We start from the raw sequence: 2,795 nt of genomic DNA, 5'->3' as shown, positions 1-2,795 counted from the left end.
ACCAGTAATTATACTATGAAAAAGAAACTTATAATTTCAATCGGAATATTTTTTTTACTTATTGCTTGTAAAAAAGAATCTAAACCAAATCCATTACTTTATATAAATCGTGTTAACAAATTAGAGATTCTAACTGTTGATGATAAATGCGGAGAATGGGGCGGAAATGAAAAAATGCTTACAATTTATCGAGATAATTTAAAAGGGCAACTCTTAGCCGATTATATTGAAAAAACGAAAAATTGTAAAGACGGAAAAGAACCTCAAATCACAAAATCTATTAATCGAATTAAGCTGACTCAAGAAGAAAACGAATTAATTCTTGAAAGTATAAACGAGCTCTACCAAACAAAATTAAACAGGGAAGATTATCCGAGTCACAGCGGAATATTTAACCGAATTATGTTTCGCGATTCTTCGATTATAATTAGTGATTTTCCTTCTGTTGAATTAAAAAGCTTAAATAAATTAGTAACAAGATTGAAGAAAAAATAACTACTGGTAACACACGCTACAAGCAATTTGGGTATTAGGCTTAATTTGAAATTGGTTTTCTATTTGGGATGATTTGGCAAATCCGAATAATGGGCTTAATTTAGTCCCAAACTGCTTGTAGCGCGGGAACGTTAGCGGGTATGTTGCCTCTAAAACACGAATAGATGAACAACAAGATATTAGACACATACGAAATAGAGAATCTTGAAGATTGCATTCCTTCAATTGAGGAAATGTATAAGTTCAAATTTGAAAAAGGAGAAACTCAAAACGTGAAAAATTTCGATGAGTTTTGCAACTTAATAATATCGAAAATTGATTTTGAGAATGTAGAAAGTTGTACTTCTCAACAAGCTTTTTATAAATTGCGAAATTCATTAATTGAAGAGAAGATAACTGAAAAAGAGAATATAAAACTAGAAACCAAACTTACTGAAATATTTCCAAGAAAAAACAGAATTGAACTTGTGAAAAGAGTCGAAAATAATATTGGCTTTAAGTTAAATATACTTCTTCCTCCAACAATTATATTTTATACTTTAGTTTTACTTTCAGTAACATCCTTAATCTTTCTTTTCATAAATTTTAAATTTGGAATTTTAGGAATAGCAATTTCAATTTTTGGTTTTTATTTATGTAGTTGGTTTGGAAAAGAAATTGAACTTGAAACTTTAAAAGAATTGGTAGAAAAAATCACTTTAGAAAATTACCTTGAAGTCAGAACACAAAAAAACACCGTAAATAAATCTGAATTGAAGGACGTTATAACAAATTGGTTTGTCGAAAATGCAGACATAGAAAAAGAAAAGTTGATATCAGCGACTTTCAAATAACACAAAAACACACCCGCTAACACACGCTACAAGCAAGCTGGGCAATTGGTTTAATTTGAAAATAGTTTGTATTTGATGCATTTGTTTTTAACCGAAAGAATACGCATCTTTAATCCCAGCCTGCGTGTAGCGCGGGAACGTTAGTGGCAAGCAATCCGCAGAAAACAAAAAATCGAATATGAACAATAAAATCAATATAGATTCTAAATTTCAATCCCTATTAGAAATTATCTCGGAAGAATATTTTCACGATTTGTTTGCAGAACTTATTGAAAGCTCACAATTTCTTGACGAACAGAAGCAAATTGAGTTATTGGAAATTCTTGCAGAAAGATTTCAGAAGTTTTACAATGTTGCTGAATTAACTGAAAACGAAAAAAAATTTATTTCTGACCAGCTGATAAAATGGACGCATTTTTCTAATCTAAATAGAGTTTACGAATTGGTTGGCTTAATGTTTTCTTTTGTCGATAAAAGATACTGTGAATTTTTACGCCTCAGTTTAAAAACTGAACAGTTAACTTTAGATGTGAGGATGGAAATAGCAGAAAGTATCAAAGAATTTGAAAAGGAATATTTTAAATAATAACAAGCCAGCCACTAACAGCCGTTACACGAGATTTGGGCATTTGGGTGAATAGAAAGTTGTTTTGTGCTTGGAAAATTTGTGCATAATGGAAAAATAACACACCTTTAAGTCCCAAACCTCGTGTAGCGGCGGGACGTTAGTGGCAAGCTTACCGCAGAAACGAGAAAAACTTCAATAAAATCTACTAAAACTGAATGGCAATTTATCAATATTATTTAGCATTTATTCCGAAAGTCGGTTTGCTAAAAAAACACGAAGTAATTCCAACAGAAATAAATGTAAATACAGAAGATGGATATTTTGATGCCAATACTGAACAATATTGGGAATTGGCTGAAATAAATTTCGACAACGTTAAACTTGAAATTGACAAGTTAATCGAGAAAGCGGATTGGGGAAACGATGAAGAATGTTTCATTTGGAAGACAGAAACAAATGTATTGGATAATGATGCATCAATGTCTATAAATGCAGAAACTAAAAAGATTGAACATCTTTCGTTTAGAGCAGATTTAAGAGAACCCCAATTGAAATTTTTAAATGGAATGTTAGATTTGGCTAAAAAAAAGGAAATGTTGCTTATGGACAGAAAAGGAAAAATCTTCTCACCTGAATACAATAAAATTGAAAATTATATAAAAAACTCAAACTCCTTTAAATTTATAGAAAATCCTGAAAAATTTTTAGACGATTTGAGTAAAGGAAAAATAACTATTGAATAAAAAGCCAGCCACTAACACACGCTACAAGCAATTTGGGTATTAGGCTTAATTTAAATATGGTTTTGTATTTGGAAGATTTGGCAAATCCGAATAATGAACTTAATTTAGTCCCAAACTACTTGTAGCGCGGGGACGTTGGGAGCAATTGGCCAAATG

General features: G+C 30.9%; 4 protein-coding genes. All 4 read left to right on the top strand.

Features of this window, described 5'->3' with window-relative positions; all coding sequences use genetic code 11:
• Positions 1–495 (top strand): hypothetical protein (locus ACSVH9_RS16195; RefSeq protein WP_438064612.1); only part of this gene is annotated, 495 nt, incomplete at its 5' end.
• A 164-nt stretch (positions 496–659) separates the two neighbouring features.
• Positions 660–1,328 carry a hypothetical protein gene (locus tag ACSVH9_RS16190; protein WP_438064611.1) on the top strand — a complete coding sequence of 223 codons (669 nt, stop codon included), beginning with the start codon at positions 660–662 and terminating at the stop codon, positions 1,326–1,328.
• Positions 1,329–1,506: 178 nt separating this feature from the next.
• Positions 1,507–1,914 (top strand): hypothetical protein, encoded by a 408-nt coding sequence (locus ACSVH9_RS16185; protein ID WP_438064610.1) that lies wholly within the window; start codon positions 1,507–1,509, stop codon positions 1,912–1,914.
• A gap of 197 nt (positions 1,915–2,111) precedes the next feature.
• Positions 2,112–2,639 (top strand): hypothetical protein, encoded by a 528-nt coding sequence (locus tag ACSVH9_RS16180; protein WP_438064609.1) that lies wholly within the window; start codon positions 2,112–2,114, stop codon positions 2,637–2,639.
• Positions 2,640–2,795 lie beyond the last annotated feature (156 nt).

This window comes from Flavobacterium sp. RSSB_23 (assembly GCF_051547145.1).
GTDB lineage: Bacteria > Bacteroidota > Bacteroidia > Flavobacteriales > Flavobacteriaceae > Flavobacterium.
This window is presented reverse-complemented; position numbering and strand designations above follow the sequence as displayed.